The following is a 17,012-nucleotide window of genomic DNA, read 5'->3' as shown; positions in this document are numbered from 1 at the left end:
TTAAGATATAGAGTTTATTTAGTTAAAGTTAAAAAATAGATCCACTTTAAACAAAAAGGAGAGTCGGGATTGAAAAAGTCTATTGAGTTATACACCGTTAAGGAAAATGTTATATGTCTTAATTGTGGAAATAAAGGAGCTGTTCAGTCTTATGGAAAGTATTATCCAAACGGCGTGGGTGAATTGGCGGATAAAATTAAATCATATGAAGTAGTAAGAGATAAGCCTTATTTATCGCAAACAATGGGACTTGGAGGAACGATACCATATAAATGTTTAAATTGTGGCAATGTAGGTTTAATAGATTATGGTGGAATTGAGGGATATAAACAGGCTTTTAAAAAGATCTAGTTCTTTTAATGCTAAATAGTTTTTGATGATAACTTAATAGTAGGCCCCTATATAATATAAGTTAAGAGAATGTTCTCGAAATCCAACAATCATCAGTAAGAATTCTTTAGAATCTAAAGTGAATTTAATGAAATACGCTGTCACAAGTGGAAATTTTTTAAAAGTTGCTAGGAAGTATCATGTTAATGAGTCTGACATTATCCAATCTCTTTCTATGCTAGAAAAAGAAATTGGATTTAAACTAATTGAGTGTTTGAGTGACTCTAAAGTTGTACTTACATTCGTAGGAACTAGGATTATTTCATTTGTAAAAGAAGTAGTAAAGAAATATGAGGAGTTAAGTGAAAAAATTAAAGAAATAAAAAGGTAATTCATATTTTGAATTCAATAATATTGATGAAGTATGATTACAATAAAATTTTTTAAGAGCAACTACTTAATTTGTAATTGCTCTTTTCATTTAGTTGGTAAAAAATGATTTACTGATTTCTAAGGAAATAAAATAAATAATAGTAGTTATAATTTGTAAAATTAATTTTTCTGGCAACGGTTTATAAATGCAATAATATACTATAGCTATTTAATCTATTGATGTAAGTTTGTATAAGAATAACTTGAAAGGAGTTTTTCTTATGAATATTACATCTTTTATTGTTTACTGTTTTATTGTTACATTTACACCGGGACCTACTAATATAGTTATATTATCGACAGTGCATAATAATGGGACAAAAAAGGCATTAGAATATACTTATGGTGCAACGATTGCTTTTGGATTATTACTTGTAATTTCTGCTATAGTAAACAGTATGTTGATCGAAATTATATCGAAAATATTAATTTTTATGCAAATAATTGGAAGCTTTTATATGCTGTATCTCGCCTATCAAATTTACAAAATGGATTCATCAAAATCATCCATAAGCCAAAGGGGTACTTTTATATCAGGCTTTTTTATGCAGTTTTTAAATCCGAAGGTAGTACTATTTACTATGACTGTAATTCCTAGTTATATTCTCCCTTATTATGTCAAAATGCCTGCGGTTACAATAAGTGTTCTATTAATTACAATCATAGGGTTTTTAGCATTTATTACTTGGGTTCTATTTGGTACAATCTTTAAGATGTTTTTACAGAAACATAAAAAGTCTGTTAATGTATTGATGGCATTGTTCTTAGTTTATGCCGCAGTAATGATATGGTTGTAATTAAGTTGTTAATGAGGTGAATTTAATGGACAAATTTATTTATAAAAAATCTGCAGGTATTACGGCGCTATCTGCAAGTATGGCAGATTTTAAATATAAAAAACACTCTCATATGGAGTATGCAATAGGCGTAACATTACGTGGCATTCAACAGTATAATTTGGATGGTTTTTTACAATTATCTCATCAAAATGGTGTTATGCTTTTTAATCCAGAACAGGCACATGATGGAATGGCGCATGATGAGACTGGGCTTGATTATGTCATGCTATATATCGAACCAAAATTACTGTTAGAAGTTATTGAGAAAAAGGATATAGTACGTTTTTCAACTCCTATTGTGTACGACCATGCACTTGAACATAAAATATTAAGCCTAACTAATGCAATATTAAGTGGGAAAGATGAGGCTATGTGTTGTGAATTACTCGTATCTCTTACAGATAGTTTAATTCAATCTAACCTTTCAACAGAATATAAGAAAGATAACTCTCTAATGAGAAAAGCAAAGGATATGCTACATTCTAATTTAGAAGATATCCTAAAACTTGATGAGATATGTAAAGAACTTAATTTATCGAAATTTAAGTTTATCAGATCATTCAAGGCTCATACTGGAATATCACCGTATCAATACTATCTTAATTGTAAAATTGAACGAGCAAAGCAGTTGATAGAAAAAAATAGAGATATATATTCTGCGGTATCGGATTGTGGTTTTGTTGATTTAGCCCATTTAAATAAACATTTTAAAAGTGTATATGGAACAACAGCATATGGGTATCTGTCACATTTAAATTAAGATTGTGATTGATTGTAATTTAGAGTTAAAATCTAAAATTACCATACTATATATCATTAACAGTTATTACCTAAATTTTTAACAGGGAGTAAAATGCTAGTAACTTGTGTTGGATTGTATAGATTAGTAGATATATAACTTGTATTAAAAGTGTACGAATCCATTCTCGTACACTTTTTTCTTTTATTATCCGCTCGAGTTTTCCTGTAGTTGCTTATGAAAATGTTTGGATTTTTTTAGAAAAATAAACTTTGTTTTTTAATTGCTATGAAAGATTAGTGATTGAGAGAATTAGGCAAACATTTGATAAGAATTGGATAACAGTAGCCGTTTAATTTACTGCATAATAAGAAATAGTAAAAAATATAAACATTATATTGATTCTAAGAACTGAACTGATTGAGGGTGATTCAGTAGGGTTCAGTTTATGAAGGAGGAAATAATATGGAAAGAGTCACATTAAATAATGGTGTAGAGATGCCTATTCTAGGTTTTGGTGTTTTTCAAATTCAAGATGAAAATGAATGTGAACAAGCTGTGTTTAATGCACTTATGGCAGGTTACCGTCTGATCGATACCGCGGCCTCTTATTTAAATGAAGAAGCAGTCGGTAGAGCAATCAAGCGTAGTGGCGTACCTAGAGAGGAATTGTTTATTACGACAAAGCTCTGGGTTCAGGATACAGGGTATGATAGAACAAAGAAAGCATTTGAAAAATCGTTGGAAAGATTGCAACTGGATTATTTGGATTTATATTTAATCCATCAACCGTTTGGGGATGTATATGGTTCTTGGCGAGCGATGGAGGAATTATACCATGAGGGGAAAATCAGGGCGATCGGGGTAAGTAACTTCCATCCTGACCGTTTGACTGATTTAATTATTCATAATGAGGTGATTCCTGCTGTAAATCAAGTTGAAACACACCCTTTCTGTCAGCAAATTGAAAGTCATAGCATGATGAAAGAAAATAGTGTTCAGATCGAGTCATGGGGACTTTTTGCTGAAGGGAAAAATAATATGTTTCAAAATGAAGTTTTAGCTTCCATCGCTAAAAAGAACAATAAATCCGTTGCACAGGTAATTTTGCGATGGTTGACTCAAAGAGGAGTTGTTGTGATTCCGAAATCGGTACGTAAGGAAAGAATAATTGAAAACTTTAATATTTTTGACTTTGAACTAAGCCAAGATGATATCGAGAAAATTGTAGCTTTAGACACAAATGAAAGCTTGTTCTTTTCACACAGAGATCCTGAAATGGTGAAATGGATTGGTACCCGTAAACTTGATATTTAATTTGAGAATAGTTACTGATTTTATTAGAAAACGACATTCGAGGAATAATACAGACTTCACCCAGTTGTTGGTCCCTTAATTGAGAATAAATCTAGTAATACTTATTTAACTAAGAAAGCCCATTTTTTCTTAAACAATTACTTCATTATATAAATTTTATGAATGTCACCTATCCTTATTTAATCGTTTGGCAATCATTGAGGTATACATTCTTTTTATGTCATTTCTTTTTCATTAAGCTTAAATGTACTTCTTAATAGTTTTGAACTTAAAATACAATTCAAAAAAACCTGATCAAAATTTTAATAATTTTGATCAGGTTTTTTTATATGAAACTATTTTCACATATTTTTGATTGAAGTTGGATTTCTTTTAAAAACTCTTTTGCTGCAAAAGAGAAATGTTGACTTTTTAATTGTATACAGAAAAAGGACAACTTTGATACATTCTTTTCAACACCGACTAAAGGGACTGCTAAAATATTACCGCTTTTAACACTATGATCAAATTTAGTAGCTAATGCACAATCAAAGCCTATAGCTAAGCCCTGTGATATAAAATAATTTCTAGTTTCAGGGCTATTCGAATGGAACAAAATATTAAGTTTTCCAAACTTTGAAAATGAATTGTAGTAGTCAATTGTTTCTGAATTATTACTAAAAGCTGCAATAGGTAAATGGATAATGTCTTTAATATGAATAGTGTCTTGCTTTGCATGTTCAGAATCTTTACTAAAACAAACCATTAATGGACTATCTAGCACAGGAATCGAAATTAATTGTTTATTTTCGTCATTATTACTTCGAGGATTAGCTAGTAAGCCAATATCTGCCTCTCCATTTAAAACACTTTTCTTTACAAGACTGTTTGCGGAGAACTCATTAATTTTTACATTTATTCCTGGATATTTAATTTTAAAACTTGCAAGTGTCTGCGGGACGATACTTCTGCACAGTGTATTGATCACCGCTATCGAGAGGTTACCATCTAAGGACGAGGTATAATTATTAGCAACTTCCTTAATTTCCCCCATTTTGTTTAATACTTCTTGTGCTAATGTAATAATTTCTTTTCCTATATCTGTTGGAAATAATCCAGTTCTAGAACGTTCGAATACTTTTACACCAAGCTCCTCTTCCAATCCTTTAATTGATTGACTAATTCCTGGAGCTGATAAATGGAGATGTTCAGAAGTATTAGTAATTGAACCGGTTTTTGCTATTTCGACAATATATTGTAGTTGTTCGATCCGCATGGTATCACCTCTAGTAGAAATTTATGTAGAAATGTCTATTTTCAGCTATAAAAATTCCGGATATATTCGCTAATTAACTCTAGCTTAAAGTACCATTCAAAACCATTAATTTACTATAGGATAACTTAAAGTTACGATAATTAAAAGTATTCTGATAATTATTTTAGTGACTGATTGAGTGAAATTGTTTATTCTACCAACCACTTACTATTATTTAATAGAATACGATTTTTGAATAGTATTTGTATTTAAATTTACCATTTAATTGGTAGGTAAGTACACTTTTATAAGTGCTTTATCCTATAAACATTTTACATTGATTAGTAAAGGAGAAATGAAAAATGGATTTAAAGAACAGTGTCGTTGTTGTTACCGGAGGAGCATCTGGTCTTGGGGAGGCAACTGTAAAAAATGTCGTCGAAAATGGTGGGAAAGCTGTCATCATTGATCTTAACGCAGAGTTAGGTAAAAAGCTTGTTCAATCTCTTGGAGAAGAAAATGTACTTTTTGTTAAGACAAATGTAACGGATGAAGAGGAAGTACAAGAGGCTTTATATCAAGCTATTGAACGCTTTGGTAAAGTTAACGCTTTGGTAAACTGCGCAGGGATAGGTAATGCAATTAAAACAATTAGTAAATATGGTCCGTTTCCATTAGCAGCTTTTTCAAAGGTTATTCATGTTAATTTGGTTGGTACATTTAATGTAATTCGCTTAGCTGCCGAAAAAATGGCTCAAAACGAAAAGAATAATGATGGAGAAAAAGGAGTTATTATCAATACTGCTTCAGTTGCAGCTTTCGAAGGTCAAATGGGCCAGGCAGCATATAGTGCTTCTAAAGCCGGTATTGCTGGAATGACCTTACCAATTGCACGAGATTTAGCTAGTCATGGAATTCGTGTGATGACAATTGCTCCTGGATTGTTTGATACGCCACTTCTTGAAACTGCTCCTGAGCATGTAAGAATTGCACTTGGAGAAATGGTTCCATTCCCAAAAAGACTAGGTCAACCAAGCGAGTTTGCAAAATTAACTCAGTCAATCTTTGAAAACCCAATGTTAAATGGTGAAGTAATTCGTCTAGACGGTGCAATCCGTATGCAACCTAAATAAATTTGTTAGTAGTTATAAAGATAAAAGTCTCATGTTGTAGCTTCAATAATATGCAAAGTCGGAGGAAATAGAATGTCTTCAGCATTAAATTCTCTACGTGTATTAGACTTAACACGTTTATTACCTGGTCCATATTGTACGATGCTTTTAGCTGACTACGGGGCCGAAGTAATAAAAGTAGAAGATACGAATTTAGGTGATTATGCAAGAGCTGGTGAACCTAAAGTAGGTGAAGATAGCGCGTTTTTTCATTCACTTAATCGGAACAAAAAAAGCATTTGTTTAGATTTAAAAAGTGACGAAGGTAAGGCGATATTTTTTAAATTGATTGAAAAGGTAGATGTTGTTGTTGAATCATTTCGACCAGGCGTAATGGATAAGCTTGGTGTCGGTTATGAAGAATTAAAGAAAATTAACCCATCACTTATTTATTGTGCAGTAACAGGATATGGTCAAACTGGTCCATATGCTAAACAGCCAGGTCATGATTTGAACTATATAAGCTATGCGGGATTACTTGAACTTTTTGGTGAACGAAATAGAAAACCGGTTGTTCCACCCGTTCCAATTGCTGATCTTGGTGGAGGAGCGTTATTAGCTACTGTTGGGATATTAATGGCTCTTTATGAGAGAGAACAATCTGGAAAAGGCCAATTTATTGACATCTCAATGATGGATGGTGCTCTTTCATGGCTACAACTTAATCTGCCGGATTATTTAACTGCAAATATTCCATCAAATCGCGGTGAACTACAGTTATCTGGTAAAAATGCATTTTACGAAGTGTACGAAACGAAAGATGGACGTTTTCTTTCTGTCGGAGCTGTCGAACCAAAGTTTTGGAAAGAATTTTGCAGAGTAATTGAAAGGGAAGACTTGATACGAAAACAGTATGCACCTATTCAAACTCAAGATCAAATGAAGGTTGAAATTCAGGAAATCATTTCAACTAAAACTCAAAAAGAATGGGTTGAAGTGTTTTCAAATGTTGAAGCATGCGTTTCACCTTTGAATTCATTTGAAGATTTAGAAAGTGATCCACAACTAATTGAAAGAGAAATGTTTCAAACATTCGTTGATCCAGGTTTAGGTGAAGTAAAACTTATTTCCCCACCGATTAAAATGTCAGAGACACCTGGGATTATTCGAGAACTTGCACCGAAATCAGGTCAACACACAAATTGCATTTTAGCTGAACATGGTTATTCAAATGAGGAAATTGAAGAATTGAGAAACCAATCTGTAATTAGATAAACTAAAGCAACTAAAAATCGAATCCATTGTTGGACGTAGATCGTAATCTCAATTATTTATTAAAAACTAATGTAAGCGTTTCCTATAATTGGAAAGGTGTTTAAATGAAAGGGGTATGAAGTGAACATGAGCAAAAACGCGAAAATTATCGGTGTTGGAATGGTCAAGTTTATGAAGCCAGGAAAAAATGAGCCATATGAAATCATGGCTTCTAAAGCAATCCGAAATGCAGTTCAAGATGCGGGTATTGATTTTAGAGAAATTAAACAGGCATTTGCAGGGTATGTGTATGGGGACAGTACATGCGGGCAAGCAGCGCTTTATAAAGTTGGAATGACTGGAATTCCAGTCATGAATGTAAATAATAACTGTTCGTCTGGTTCAACTGCATTATATCTAGCGCGACAAGCTGTAGAGTCTGGTGCGATTGATTGTGCACTTGCATTTGGATTTGAAGAGATGCAACCAGGTGCGTTATCAGAAGTATGGAATGATCGAACTTCTCCTCTGAAAACATTTAATGATCGTTTAGATGAGTTAACGAACAGTAGTGTACCAAATGGGGCAATTAAATTTTTTGGAGAGGCAGCAACTGCTTATATTCAAAAATATGATGCTAACCCTGATATTTTTGCAAAAGTTGCTGTGAAAACTCGTAATCATGCAATTAATAACCCTTATTCAATTTTTGATAAGCCATTAACTGTTGAGGAAGTTTTAAACTCACAAGTTATTTGTCCACCTTATTTAACGAGATTCATGGCATGCCCACCGTCATGTGGTGCTGCAGCTGCAATTGTTTGTACTGATGAATTTGCTAAAAAACATGGAATTAAGAATGCGGTAGAGATTGTTTCACAAGTATTGGCAACAGATACAGAGGCAACATATGAAAATGTATTAAACGTAGTTGGTGCTGAAATGACTCAAAGAGCCGCAAAAGAACTTTATGAAAAAGCAGGGATTGGGCCTGAGGATGTGGATGTTGTTGAATTACACGATTGCTTTACACCAAACGAGGTCATTACGTATGAAGGTCTTGGGTTATGTGGTGAAGGAGAAGCTGAGACATTTATTAATAATGGGGATAATACGTATGGCGGTAAATTTGTTGTTAATCCTTCAGGTGGATTAATGTCAAAAGGTCATCCGCTTGGAGCTACTGGATTAGCACAATGTACTGAGCTTGTTTGGCAATTACGCGGGCAAGCAGAAAAAAGGCAAGTTGAAAATGCAAGAGTTGCATTACAACATAACTTAGGTCTAGGTGGAGCAGTTGTCGTTTCAATGTACAAGATCAACTAAAACAAGATTGTAATCAATACTTAGCTTTATTTAATTTGGTTTTCACAAATTATAAAACTTTGAATTTCGTAATCTATTAACCATTTAAATATTGGAGGAATTTTGATGTCTAAAACAAGTTCTACAACAAAAGCACCTACTTTTGATTTGTTCTCTACTAAAAGAGCATATAGTACTGATGAACATGAGATGTACCGTACATCATTACAAAAATTCATTGAAAAAGAAGTAAAACCGTACCTTCATGAATGGGAAGAAAATGGTTACACGCCTAGAGAACTTTACAAAAAAATGGGAGAGCATGGATTTCTTAGTCCTCAAGTTGATCCAGCTTATGGCGGATTAGGACTAGATTTTGGATTCAATTTAGTTCTTGCAGAAGAAACTTCACGCATTGGAGGAGGCATCGGAGGAGCAAGTCTTCATAGTTCGATTACAGTACCATATATTGAAAAATACGGTACTGAAGAACAAAAGTTAAAGTATTTGAATGGTTGTGTGACTGGAGATATTTTTACAGCAGTTGCAATGACTGAACCAGGTACGGGCTCAGACTTAGCAAGTGTTAATACAACTGCTGTACGAGACGGAGACTATTATGTCATTAACGGCCAAAAAACTTTTATTACAAATGGTTTGAATGCAGATTTAACTTTCGTGGTTGTGAAAACAGACCCTAAAGCTGTTCCTGCACGTAAGGGAATTAGTATCATTATGGTTGAAAAAGATACTCCTGGATTTATTTGTGGACGTAAATTGAAAAAAATGGGCGGCCATTCACAAGATACTGTTGAACTAATTTTTGAGGATGCTAGAGTTCCAGTTTCTAATCTCCTTGGCAAGGAAGGAGAAGGTTTCTATATTTTAATGGATAAACTGCAACAAGAGAGAATTATATGCGCTAGCTCGGCATTCGCACTTGGACAAGAAATGGTAGAGTCTACGATTAGATATGTTAAAGAAAGACATGCCTTCGGAGTACCAATTAGCTCTTTCCAAAATACACAATTTGAAATTGCTGAAATGGCAACGGAACTATCGATCGCAGGAGCATTCATTGACGACCTGGCAGTAAGACATATGAATGGAGAAGATATAACAACCCAAGCTTCTATGGCGAAATGGTGGATGACAGATAAAGCTAGAAAGATGTCTGCTCGTTGTCTACAGCTTCATGGTGGTTATGGATATATGGAAGAATATGATATAGCTCGTCAATATAGGGATGTTGCAGTTATGCCGATTTATGCAGGTACAAATGAAATTATGAAAAATATTATCGCTAAAAATCTTGGATTATAGTATTCAATTAAATTTACGATTAATGAGGTGAAATGGATGAGTTTAGTGACAGTTGAAAGAAAAGGACAGGTAGCTGTTGTTACAATTGATAATCCACCTATGAATACATTCAGTACAGCAGTAAAAGGTGAATTAAGTAAGACATTCAAGGAGCTTAATTCAGATGACAATGTGTTGGCGATCATTTTAACAGGTGCTGGCCAAAGGGCTTTTATGGCAGGTGCGGACATAAGAGAGTTACCTGAAAAAATTGGTAACTCAAACTTAATGTCAGAATTTATGGATAATCATGAGTTCTTTAATTGTATTGATTTTTCGCCTAAACCAACGATTGCTGTTATTAACGGGTTTGCACTTGGTGGAGGTTGCGAACTTGCATTAACGTGTGATATTAGAATCGCTGAAGAACACGCTTTTATTGGTGTTCCAGAAGTTAAGCTAGGGTTATTACCTGGTGCTGGTGGAACACAAAGGCTACCTAGACTTGTAGGAGAGGCAAAGGCAAAGGAACTATTATTTACAGGCGATCATATTTCTGCTGAGGAAGCTCTTCGAATTGGCTTAGTTAATAAAGTAGTACCATCTGGAGAAGGAATAGAAGCAGCTATGAAACTAGCAGCTAAAATATGCAATAACTCTCCTGCTGCTTTAAGAAATATTAAAAAAGCAGTAGATGAAGGGCTAGAATTAACTATTCATTTAGCATTAGGAAGAGAGGCAGAATTGTTTCAAGAGCTCTTCCTTAAGGATGATGTAAAAGAAGGAGTTCAAGCATTTTTAGAGAAAAGACGACCAAATTTTTCAAAATCAATCAGCAATCAATCATAGCCTAAACTATATAAAAATTATTCTAGTTAATACAGTTAGTCACTTGTAAAACTCCTATTTTGTAGAAATTGAATAGAAAATTGATTAGTAAATGTTTCGAAAGAACTAAGAATCATTAAATTCAAAGAAGTGGAGAGGGGAACTTGAATAAACCTTGGCTAGCAAATTATCCTGAAGAAGTTTCTTATAAAATTGACATCCCATCACTAACAATATTAGAAGTACTTGATCAAGCAGCGAAAGAAAACCCTTCTAAAATTGGAATTATTGACGGTGATCGAAAAACAACCTTTTTACAATTGAAAAAAGCTTGTGAACGTGTGGCGTATGGTCTTTATAAAAGAGGTTTTAAAAAAGGAGACCGGATTGCGGTCATGTTACCAAATTGCCTTGAATATGCAATTGCTTTTTTCGCGGTACAACGTTTAGGTGGTGTGGTCGTTCAAATCAATCCATACTTTAAACCGGAAGAATTGAAACATATATTAAATAATTCGGAATCTGTAGGATTGATTGCTTTTCGAGAAGTAAAAGAAAAATTGGACAAAGTTGGAATGATTGACAAAGTAAAGTTTATAACTGCAGATGAAGTGGCTAAAGAGGATGATAATATCCACCTTTGGATTGAAAATGAGAAAGCTGAACTACCTAGTATGGATCTGCAATCAAACGATTTAGCAATTATCCTATATACTGGTGGAACGACTGGTTTTCCAAAAGGCGTAATGATTAAACATTCCAATATGGCTGCAGCGCTTTATCAAGGAAATGAATGTAGCAAGCCTATTTTAAATGAAGAGGGACACTGCCAAATAGGTATTGCTCCACTATATCATGGGCTAGGACTATTCACTTTAGTTCAATCGATTTTTATCGGTGCAAGCTTTGTAATGGTTAGAAATTTTGATTTAGATTATATATTAACGTTGATTCGTACATATCGACCTACGATTTTTATGGGTTCTCCTACGATGTATATAGCTTTGCTAAATCATCCGGATTTATTAGAGAATGACTTATCATGCTTTAAATTATGTGTTTGCGGTGCAGCTCCAGTTCCAGTTGAGATATTGAATAGATTTGAAGAGAAAACGGGAGTACCAATTATTGAAGGGTATGGCTTATCAGAAGCAACGATTGGTGTTACTCGTAATCCAGTAAATGGTAAAAGAAAAGTTGGTAGTATCGGTATTCCATTGCCAAATACGGATGTGAAAATTGTTGATATCGCAACGGGGACAAAGGAGATGCAAGTTGGTGAACCGGGGGAGCTTATTGTAAAAGGTCCACAAGTCATGAAAGGTTATTGGAAGAATCAAGAAGAATCAGATTATGCTCTCCGTGATGGCTGGCTGCACACAGGAGATATGGCGACAATGGATAATGAAGGCTACTTCTATATTGTTGGTAGAAAGAAGGAAATGATTATTACCGGTGGCTTTAATGTATATCCAGCTGAAGTGGAAGAGGTCATTTACAAACATCCAGCAGTGTTGGAGGCATGTGTTTACGGTATCCCGGATCCTTATCGAATCGAAACAGTCAAATTGGCTGTCGTTCTAAAAAAAGGGTATACACTTACATCAGAAGAAATTCGAGAATGGTGTAAAGAGAGATTAACGAATTATAAAGTCCCACGCATTATTGAATTTAAAGAATCACTACCGAAAACACCTGTAGGGAAAATAATGCGCTTGCAATTAAAAAATGAAGATGTTCAAAAAACAGAAATGTTGGGTCTTCAATAATTTAGGCATCTTTAGTCAAGTAATACGAATTTAAATCTGAAAATTCAAAATAGTTCGGGGTAAAACTTACTTCGAGCTATTTTTACAAAAATACCTTCCATTTAATTATTAAACTCTTTAAATGATATTTGAACTAATTTTAAAGGAATTACCTTTTAGTAACGTGATTTCTTAGGAGGGATATAAAAGTATGAATGTTGGATCAACAATAGAAAGACATGCACGTAGTATTCCTGAAAAGATTGCAATTTATTTTAGGAATAAAAGCTATTCCTATGATCATTTTAATCGAGAAATAAATCGAATAGCGAATGGTTTAATAGCTGAAGGTGTGAGAAAAGGTGACAAGATTGCCATAATGATGAAAAATTCAGACATGTTTATGTTTGTATACTATGCCATTATGAAGGTTGGTGCTGTTGCCGTTCCCGTCAATTTCCGACTTACTACAAGAGAAATTACTTATATATTAAATGATTCAGATTCTTCAATTGTATTCTTTGACGATGAATACTGCGAAACAATTTATAAATCAACGGGGGGAAACGAAAAAATAAACTTAGCGATATCGATAGGTGCTCGCATTGCTCCTGGTCAAAAAAATTTAGATGAAGTAATTACTAACAACGAATTCAATCCTACTATTCAAGTTGATGAATGGGATGATGCTCAAATTTTATATACTTCCGGTACAACGGGGCTTCCTAAAGGTGTCTTATTAGATCATCATCGTGTTCTTCATGCATCTATAAGGAATGCAATGATTCAAAAAATGGATTCATCTGATCGAATACTGCACATCGCACCACTTTTTCATGCAGCTCAATTAAATGTGTTTATGATTACTTGTAATTATTTAGGCTGTACTCAAGTAATTCATGAAACGTTCGATCCAAAAGAAGTACTTAAAGCTATCGATATGTATAAGATTACTCTTTATTTTGGAGTTCCTACGATGTATAACTTCCTTCTTCAGGTTAAGGATCGAGATAAATATGATTTAACTTCAGTAACACGTTGTACATATGGGGCGGCTCCTATGCCTACAGAGCTTATAAAAAAATCGATGAAAATGTTTGGAACAGACCAGTTTATTAATTTATGTGGTTTAACGGAAGGTGGTCCAGGTGGTATTGCTTTGTTGCCATCTGAACATAAGGATAAGCTTGGAACTTGTGGAAAAGCTCAATTTAATGACGAAGCTAAAGTTGTGAATGACTTTGGTGAGCAAATTAATCCAGGTGAAATTGGAGAGCTAATTCTACGTAGTGAGTCAGTGATGAAAGAGTATTATAAAAAGCCAGAAGAGACGTATAAAGTACTTCGGGATGGCTGGTTGTATACGGGAGATCTTGCAACGATTGATGAAGACGGATATATCAATCTTGTTGACCGAAAAAAAGACATGATTATTAGTGGTGGCGAGAATATTTATTCAACAGAAGTAGAGCAAATTCTTTATAAACATCCAAATATTCTTGAGGCGGCTGTAGTAGGGATACCGGATGAGGTTTGGGGAGAAACTGTCGCTGCTGTAATTGTAGCAAAGACTGAGCAAAAACTAGATCATAATGAAATTATTGCATTTTGTCGTAACGAACTAGCAGGATATAAAGTTCCACGATTAATTTTTGAATATAAAGAAATACCAAGAAATGCGTCAGGTAAAGTGTTGAAATACAAGTTGAGAGATGAACTTAAAACTTCGCCAATAAAAGATTAATAGTATGAATCTCTCGATAATAAAGTTTTCTACAAAAACTAAAAAGTGCAGTATGGATAGGAGTAATCATGATGGGACGTTTTACTAATAAAGTAGCAATAGTAACAGGAGCTGCACGTGGAATTGGAGCAGCAATTGTAAAGAGATTTGTAAATGAAGGAGCTAAGGTAGCAATTCTAGATGTCAATCTAGTGGGAGCTAAAGAATTAGCAAAACAAATCAATTCTAAATCCGTCATGGCCATAAAGTGCGATGTCTCAAATACTCTTGAGGTAGAGTCAGCTTTCCATGAAGTCATCGAACATTTTGGAAAACTAGATATTCTTGTAAACAATGCGGGAGTTATTCGTGACAATTTGCTATTTAAAATGACGGAGGATGATTGGGATACTGTAATTGATGTCCATCTAAAAGGAGCATTTTTATGTTCCCGCGAAGCTCAAAAATATATGGTTTCACAAAGAAGTGGAAATATCGTTAACATATCTTCAATATCTGCTCTTGGAAATCGAGGGCAAGTAAATTACTCATCTGCAAAAGCTGGTTTGCAAGGGATGACAAGAACAATGGCTATTGAGCTTGGACCGTTTGGAATAAATGTAAATGCGATTGCACCTGGATTTGTTGAAACTGAAATGACAAAGGCGACTGCCAAAAGATTGGGCATGACGTTAGAAGAATTTACGAATCTATTACTAAAAGATCTTTCTATAAAGAGAGTTGGTCAGCCTGAAGATATTGCAAGTGCTGTAGCATTTTTAAGTTCGGATGATGCATCTTATATTACTGGGCAAATATTATATGTTGCTGGTAGAACTACAGTTTAATAGAAAGTGATTGCTGGATTGGTGGAAATACATTTCGTTCAAGACATAGTAATAGGCGAGCTATCAAAATTTAGTTAATCAAGGGGAGAAAGAAAATGAACGTCAATGAATTATTTGATTTAAAGGGCAAAACAGCCATTGTTACAGGTGGAGGACGTGGGCTTGGGGAACAAATAGCTATATCATTAGCAGAAGCCGGAGCTAATGTTGTTGTTTGCTCACGAAAAGTAGAAGCATGTCAAGAAGTAAGTGACAAATTAAAAAAAATTGGCGTACGCTCATTAGCGCTACAATGTGATGTCGTTGATCATGAAAATATCAATAATGTTGTTCAAAAAACCCTTGAGGAGTTTGGAACAATCGATATATTGGTTAACAATAGTGGAGCTACGTGGATTGCTCCAGCTTTGGATATGGAATCTGATAAATGGGATCGAATTATGGACATTAACTTAAAAGCTGTTTTCCTATTTTCACAAGCAGTAGGTAAAGTAATGGTTCAACAAGGTTCAGGGAAAATTATTAATATTGCTTCGATCACTGGTTTTGGTGGACAAGATCCTGAAGTTACAAATGGTATTGGATATGCTACAAGTAAAGGCGCTGTTATTAATTTTACAAAGGATTTAGCAGTGAAACTTGCACCATATAATATCCATGTAAACGCAATCGCTCCAGGTTTTTTTCCGACAAAAATGACAAATGGACATTTAGATAATATTGGAGAAAAAATTCTAGGAAGAACTCCAGCTAACCGATTCGGTTCAAACAATGATATGAAGGGACCAGCCTTGTTTTTGGCTTCTAAAGCATCTGATTATGTATTTGGGCACATATTAGTTGTTGATGGTGGGGTAGTTGCCCAAGTCTTGTAAAGATAAATTTTGGAAATTAAGTTAATTTAATCTATAAAAACGTGTTCAGTTAATTTAGAGGAGGGAATGACATGACAGGAACAATAGAAATTGAAAAAAATATCTCAAGTTTAGAACTACTTTGGCGTCAAGCATTTCAATTCGTTGATATGTGGGCAAATGGAGAGACACATCGCGAGTCTGTTCTTCTTCAAACGATAAGGTTTTTAGCAGACAATTTGAAGCAGTCAAAAACTAATATAAAAGATTTTTCAAAACATATTTCAAATGAACTTTATGAATTAGAAAGAGCGTCACGAGAAGAAATATTAATGTCGACAGCTGTCATACAAAGAATTTTTCCTTTTAGATCGTTTGAGGAAATTAACAATCGATTTGACAAATATAAAAACCAAACTTATGAGGCCTTTTTTACGACAATTGATCATCTTACAAATGATAAATTAGTAGAAAAATATATTTGCGACCTAGAAAAATATATTGAGTTTAAACGAAATAATAGAAATCAATTTATGGAATATTTGAAGGATACATCAACGATATTCCAACCAAACCAGTATCCGTTTATTGATCATTTAACTAAACATTTAAAAAATCTACTTTTTCCATTTAATAGTTATATGGAACGCTCATACTCGTATAAATGCAAGGAGGATCAGACGTGAAAAGTGAGAAAACGATAAATCCATACGGTATGTTTAGCAAATTATATGGTCAATGGGAAACGCAAGTGAATGATATTATTAGTCTTTCCACTAATAATAAAGAATTTGTTAAGTTAGCAGGAGTAACTTCAGATACAACTGCGCGTTACCAAGAAAGGTTAAATAAAACACAAGAGCTTTTAGCGAATCATTTAAATCTACCGACTAAAGTTGATATTGCAAACTTAGCTAAATTAACGATTCAATCTGAAGAAAAACTAGATTCAATGGAAGAAGAAATTTGGGAACTGAAAAATACAGTGGATTCTTCAAATAGAGATAATCAGAATTTAGTTAGATTAACGAATGAAACGATCAAACTGATGAAACAACATAAAACAGAATTGATGAAAACAAAGCAAGAACTAATTGAGTTAAAAGAATTACGTTCAGAAATACAAGACATTAAGAATGAATTGCTG

The 17,012-nt window shown here is 33.9% G+C and carries 17 protein-coding genes; 16 read left to right on the top strand and 1 reads right to left on the bottom strand.

What is annotated here, in order from left to right:
- The first annotated feature begins 69 nt into the window (after positions 1 to 69).
- From ACFCYN_RS13965 to ACFCYN_RS13945, 5 genes are all read left to right on the top strand, one after another.
- Entirely contained in the window at positions 70 to 351 is a 282-nt protein-coding gene (locus ACFCYN_RS13965; RefSeq protein ID WP_375949908.1) for a hypothetical protein, read from the top strand.
- A 127-nt stretch (positions 352 to 478) separates the two neighbouring features.
- A complete protein-coding gene (locus tag ACFCYN_RS13960; protein ID WP_375949906.1) occupies positions 479 to 721 on the top strand; it encodes a hypothetical protein in 243 nt (80 codons plus the stop codon).
- Between the two features lie 262 nt (positions 722 to 983).
- Positions 984 to 1,559: a LysE family translocator gene (locus tag ACFCYN_RS13955; protein WP_375949905.1), complete on the top strand. Its 576-nt coding sequence runs from the start codon at positions 984 to 986 to the stop codon at positions 1,557 to 1,559.
- A 25-nt stretch (positions 1,560 to 1,584) separates the two neighbouring features.
- Positions 1,585 to 2,361: an AraC family transcriptional regulator gene (locus tag ACFCYN_RS13950; protein ID WP_375949903.1), complete on the top strand. Its 777-nt coding sequence runs from the start codon at positions 1,585 to 1,587 to the stop codon at positions 2,359 to 2,361.
- A 444-nt stretch (positions 2,362 to 2,805) separates the two neighbouring features.
- The gene (locus ACFCYN_RS13945; RefSeq protein ID WP_375949902.1) at positions 2,806 to 3,657 is read left to right on the top strand and encodes an aldo/keto reductase; all 852 of its coding nucleotides are present in this window, start codon (positions 2,806 to 2,808) and stop codon (positions 3,655 to 3,657) included.
- 325 nt (positions 3,658 to 3,982) lie between these two features.
- Here ACFCYN_RS13945 and ACFCYN_RS13940 read toward each other — a convergent pair whose 3' ends face one another.
- Complete coding sequence (locus ACFCYN_RS13940) at positions 3,983 to 4,912, bottom strand: LysR family transcriptional regulator (RefSeq protein ID WP_375949901.1); 930 nt, start codon at positions 4,910 to 4,912, stop codon at positions 3,983 to 3,985.
- A 341-nt stretch (positions 4,913 to 5,253) separates the two neighbouring features.
- On the opposite strand from ACFCYN_RS13940, the gene ACFCYN_RS13935 reads away from it, so the two are divergent.
- The 11 genes from ACFCYN_RS13935 to ACFCYN_RS13885 form a co-directional block, all read left to right on the top strand.
- Positions 5,254 to 6,024 carry a 3-hydroxyacyl-CoA dehydrogenase gene (locus tag ACFCYN_RS13935; protein ID WP_375949899.1) on the top strand — a complete coding sequence of 257 codons (771 nt, stop codon included), beginning with the start codon at positions 5,254 to 5,256 and terminating at the stop codon, positions 6,022 to 6,024.
- 72 nt (positions 6,025 to 6,096) lie between these two features.
- Positions 6,097 to 7,278 carry a CaiB/BaiF CoA transferase family protein gene (locus ACFCYN_RS13930; RefSeq protein WP_375949898.1) on the top strand — a complete coding sequence of 394 codons (1,182 nt, stop codon included), beginning with the start codon at positions 6,097 to 6,099 and terminating at the stop codon, positions 7,276 to 7,278.
- A 126-nt stretch (positions 7,279 to 7,404) separates the two neighbouring features.
- Complete coding sequence (locus ACFCYN_RS13925) at positions 7,405 to 8,583, top strand: lipid-transfer protein (protein WP_375949922.1); 1,179 nt, start codon at positions 7,405 to 7,407, stop codon at positions 8,581 to 8,583.
- Positions 8,584 to 8,688: 105 nt separating this feature from the next.
- The gene (locus tag ACFCYN_RS13920) at positions 8,689 to 9,885 is read left to right on the top strand and encodes an acyl-CoA dehydrogenase family protein (RefSeq protein WP_375949897.1); all 1,197 of its coding nucleotides are present in this window, start codon (positions 8,689 to 8,691) and stop codon (positions 9,883 to 9,885) included.
- A 36-nt stretch (positions 9,886 to 9,921) separates the two neighbouring features.
- Entirely contained in the window at positions 9,922 to 10,713 is a 792-nt protein-coding gene (locus tag ACFCYN_RS13915) for an enoyl-CoA hydratase/isomerase family protein (protein ID WP_375949895.1), read from the top strand.
- A 143-nt stretch (positions 10,714 to 10,856) separates the two neighbouring features.
- Positions 10,857 to 12,461, top strand: coding sequence for a long-chain-fatty-acid--CoA ligase (locus ACFCYN_RS13910; protein ID WP_375949894.1), 1,605 nt, complete (start codon positions 10,857 to 10,859; stop codon positions 12,459 to 12,461).
- 190 nt (positions 12,462 to 12,651) lie between these two features.
- A complete protein-coding gene (locus ACFCYN_RS13905) occupies positions 12,652 to 14,184 on the top strand; it encodes a class I adenylate-forming enzyme family protein (RefSeq protein WP_375949892.1) in 1,533 nt (510 codons plus the stop codon).
- Between the two features lie 68 nt (positions 14,185 to 14,252).
- Positions 14,253 to 15,011, top strand: coding sequence for an SDR family NAD(P)-dependent oxidoreductase (locus ACFCYN_RS13900; RefSeq protein WP_172445566.1), 759 nt, complete (start codon positions 14,253 to 14,255; stop codon positions 15,009 to 15,011).
- 95 nt (positions 15,012 to 15,106) lie between these two features.
- Positions 15,107 to 15,886 (top strand): SDR family oxidoreductase, encoded by a 780-nt coding sequence (locus tag ACFCYN_RS13895; RefSeq protein WP_172445565.1) that lies wholly within the window; start codon positions 15,107 to 15,109, stop codon positions 15,884 to 15,886.
- Between the two features lie 71 nt (positions 15,887 to 15,957).
- Positions 15,958 to 16,551 (top strand): hypothetical protein, encoded by a 594-nt coding sequence (locus tag ACFCYN_RS13890; protein WP_172445564.1) that lies wholly within the window; start codon positions 15,958 to 15,960, stop codon positions 16,549 to 16,551.
- Positions 16,548 to 17,012, top strand: a 465-nt coding sequence (locus ACFCYN_RS13885; protein ID WP_375949891.1) for a polyhydroxyalkanoate biosynthesis repressor PhaR, incomplete at its 3' end; no start/stop codon positions are given. The genes ACFCYN_RS13890 and ACFCYN_RS13885, both read left to right, overlap by 4 nt.

It is taken from the genome of Gottfriedia sp. NPDC056225, assembly GCF_042267765.1.
Classification (GTDB): Bacteria; Bacillota; Bacilli; order Bacillales; family Bacillaceae_G; genus Gottfriedia.
The sequence above is the reverse complement of the archived record's forward strand: the minus strand, read 5'-3'. Positions and strand labels throughout refer to the sequence as shown.

Excerpts from the sequence above, each read along its gene's own strand:
- ACFCYN_RS13960 (WP_375949906.1), top strand. The coding sequence starts at position 479 with ATGAAATACGCTGTCACAAGTGGAAATTTTTTAAAAGTTGCTAGGAAG.
- ACFCYN_RS13955 (WP_375949905.1), top strand. The coding sequence starts at position 984 with ATGAATATTACATCTTTTATTGTTTACTGTTTTATTGTTACATTTACA.
- ACFCYN_RS13950 (WP_375949903.1), top strand. The coding sequence starts at position 1,585 with ATGGACAAATTTATTTATAAAAAATCTGCAGGTATTACGGCGCTATCT.
- ACFCYN_RS13945 (WP_375949902.1), top strand. The coding sequence starts at position 2,806 with ATGGAAAGAGTCACATTAAATAATGGTGTAGAGATGCCTATTCTAGGT.
- ACFCYN_RS13940 (WP_375949901.1), bottom strand. The coding sequence starts at position 4,912 with ATGCGGATCGAACAACTACAATATATTGTCGAAATAGCAAAAACCGGT.
- ACFCYN_RS13935 (WP_375949899.1), top strand. The coding sequence starts at position 5,254 with ATGGATTTAAAGAACAGTGTCGTTGTTGTTACCGGAGGAGCATCTGGT.
- ACFCYN_RS13930 (WP_375949898.1), top strand. The coding sequence starts at position 6,097 with ATGTCTTCAGCATTAAATTCTCTACGTGTATTAGACTTAACACGTTTA.
- ACFCYN_RS13925 (WP_375949922.1), top strand. The coding sequence starts at position 7,405 with ATGAGCAAAAACGCGAAAATTATCGGTGTTGGAATGGTCAAGTTTATG.
- ACFCYN_RS13920 (WP_375949897.1), top strand. The coding sequence starts at position 8,689 with ATGTCTAAAACAAGTTCTACAACAAAAGCACCTACTTTTGATTTGTTC.
- ACFCYN_RS13915 (WP_375949895.1), top strand. The coding sequence starts at position 9,922 with ATGAGTTTAGTGACAGTTGAAAGAAAAGGACAGGTAGCTGTTGTTACA.
- ACFCYN_RS13905 (WP_375949892.1), top strand. The coding sequence starts at position 12,652 with ATGAATGTTGGATCAACAATAGAAAGACATGCACGTAGTATTCCTGAA.
- ACFCYN_RS13900 (WP_172445566.1), top strand. The coding sequence starts at position 14,253 with ATGATGGGACGTTTTACTAATAAAGTAGCAATAGTAACAGGAGCTGCA.
- ACFCYN_RS13895 (WP_172445565.1), top strand. The coding sequence starts at position 15,107 with ATGAACGTCAATGAATTATTTGATTTAAAGGGCAAAACAGCCATTGTT.
- ACFCYN_RS13890 (WP_172445564.1), top strand. The coding sequence starts at position 15,958 with ATGACAGGAACAATAGAAATTGAAAAAAATATCTCAAGTTTAGAACTA.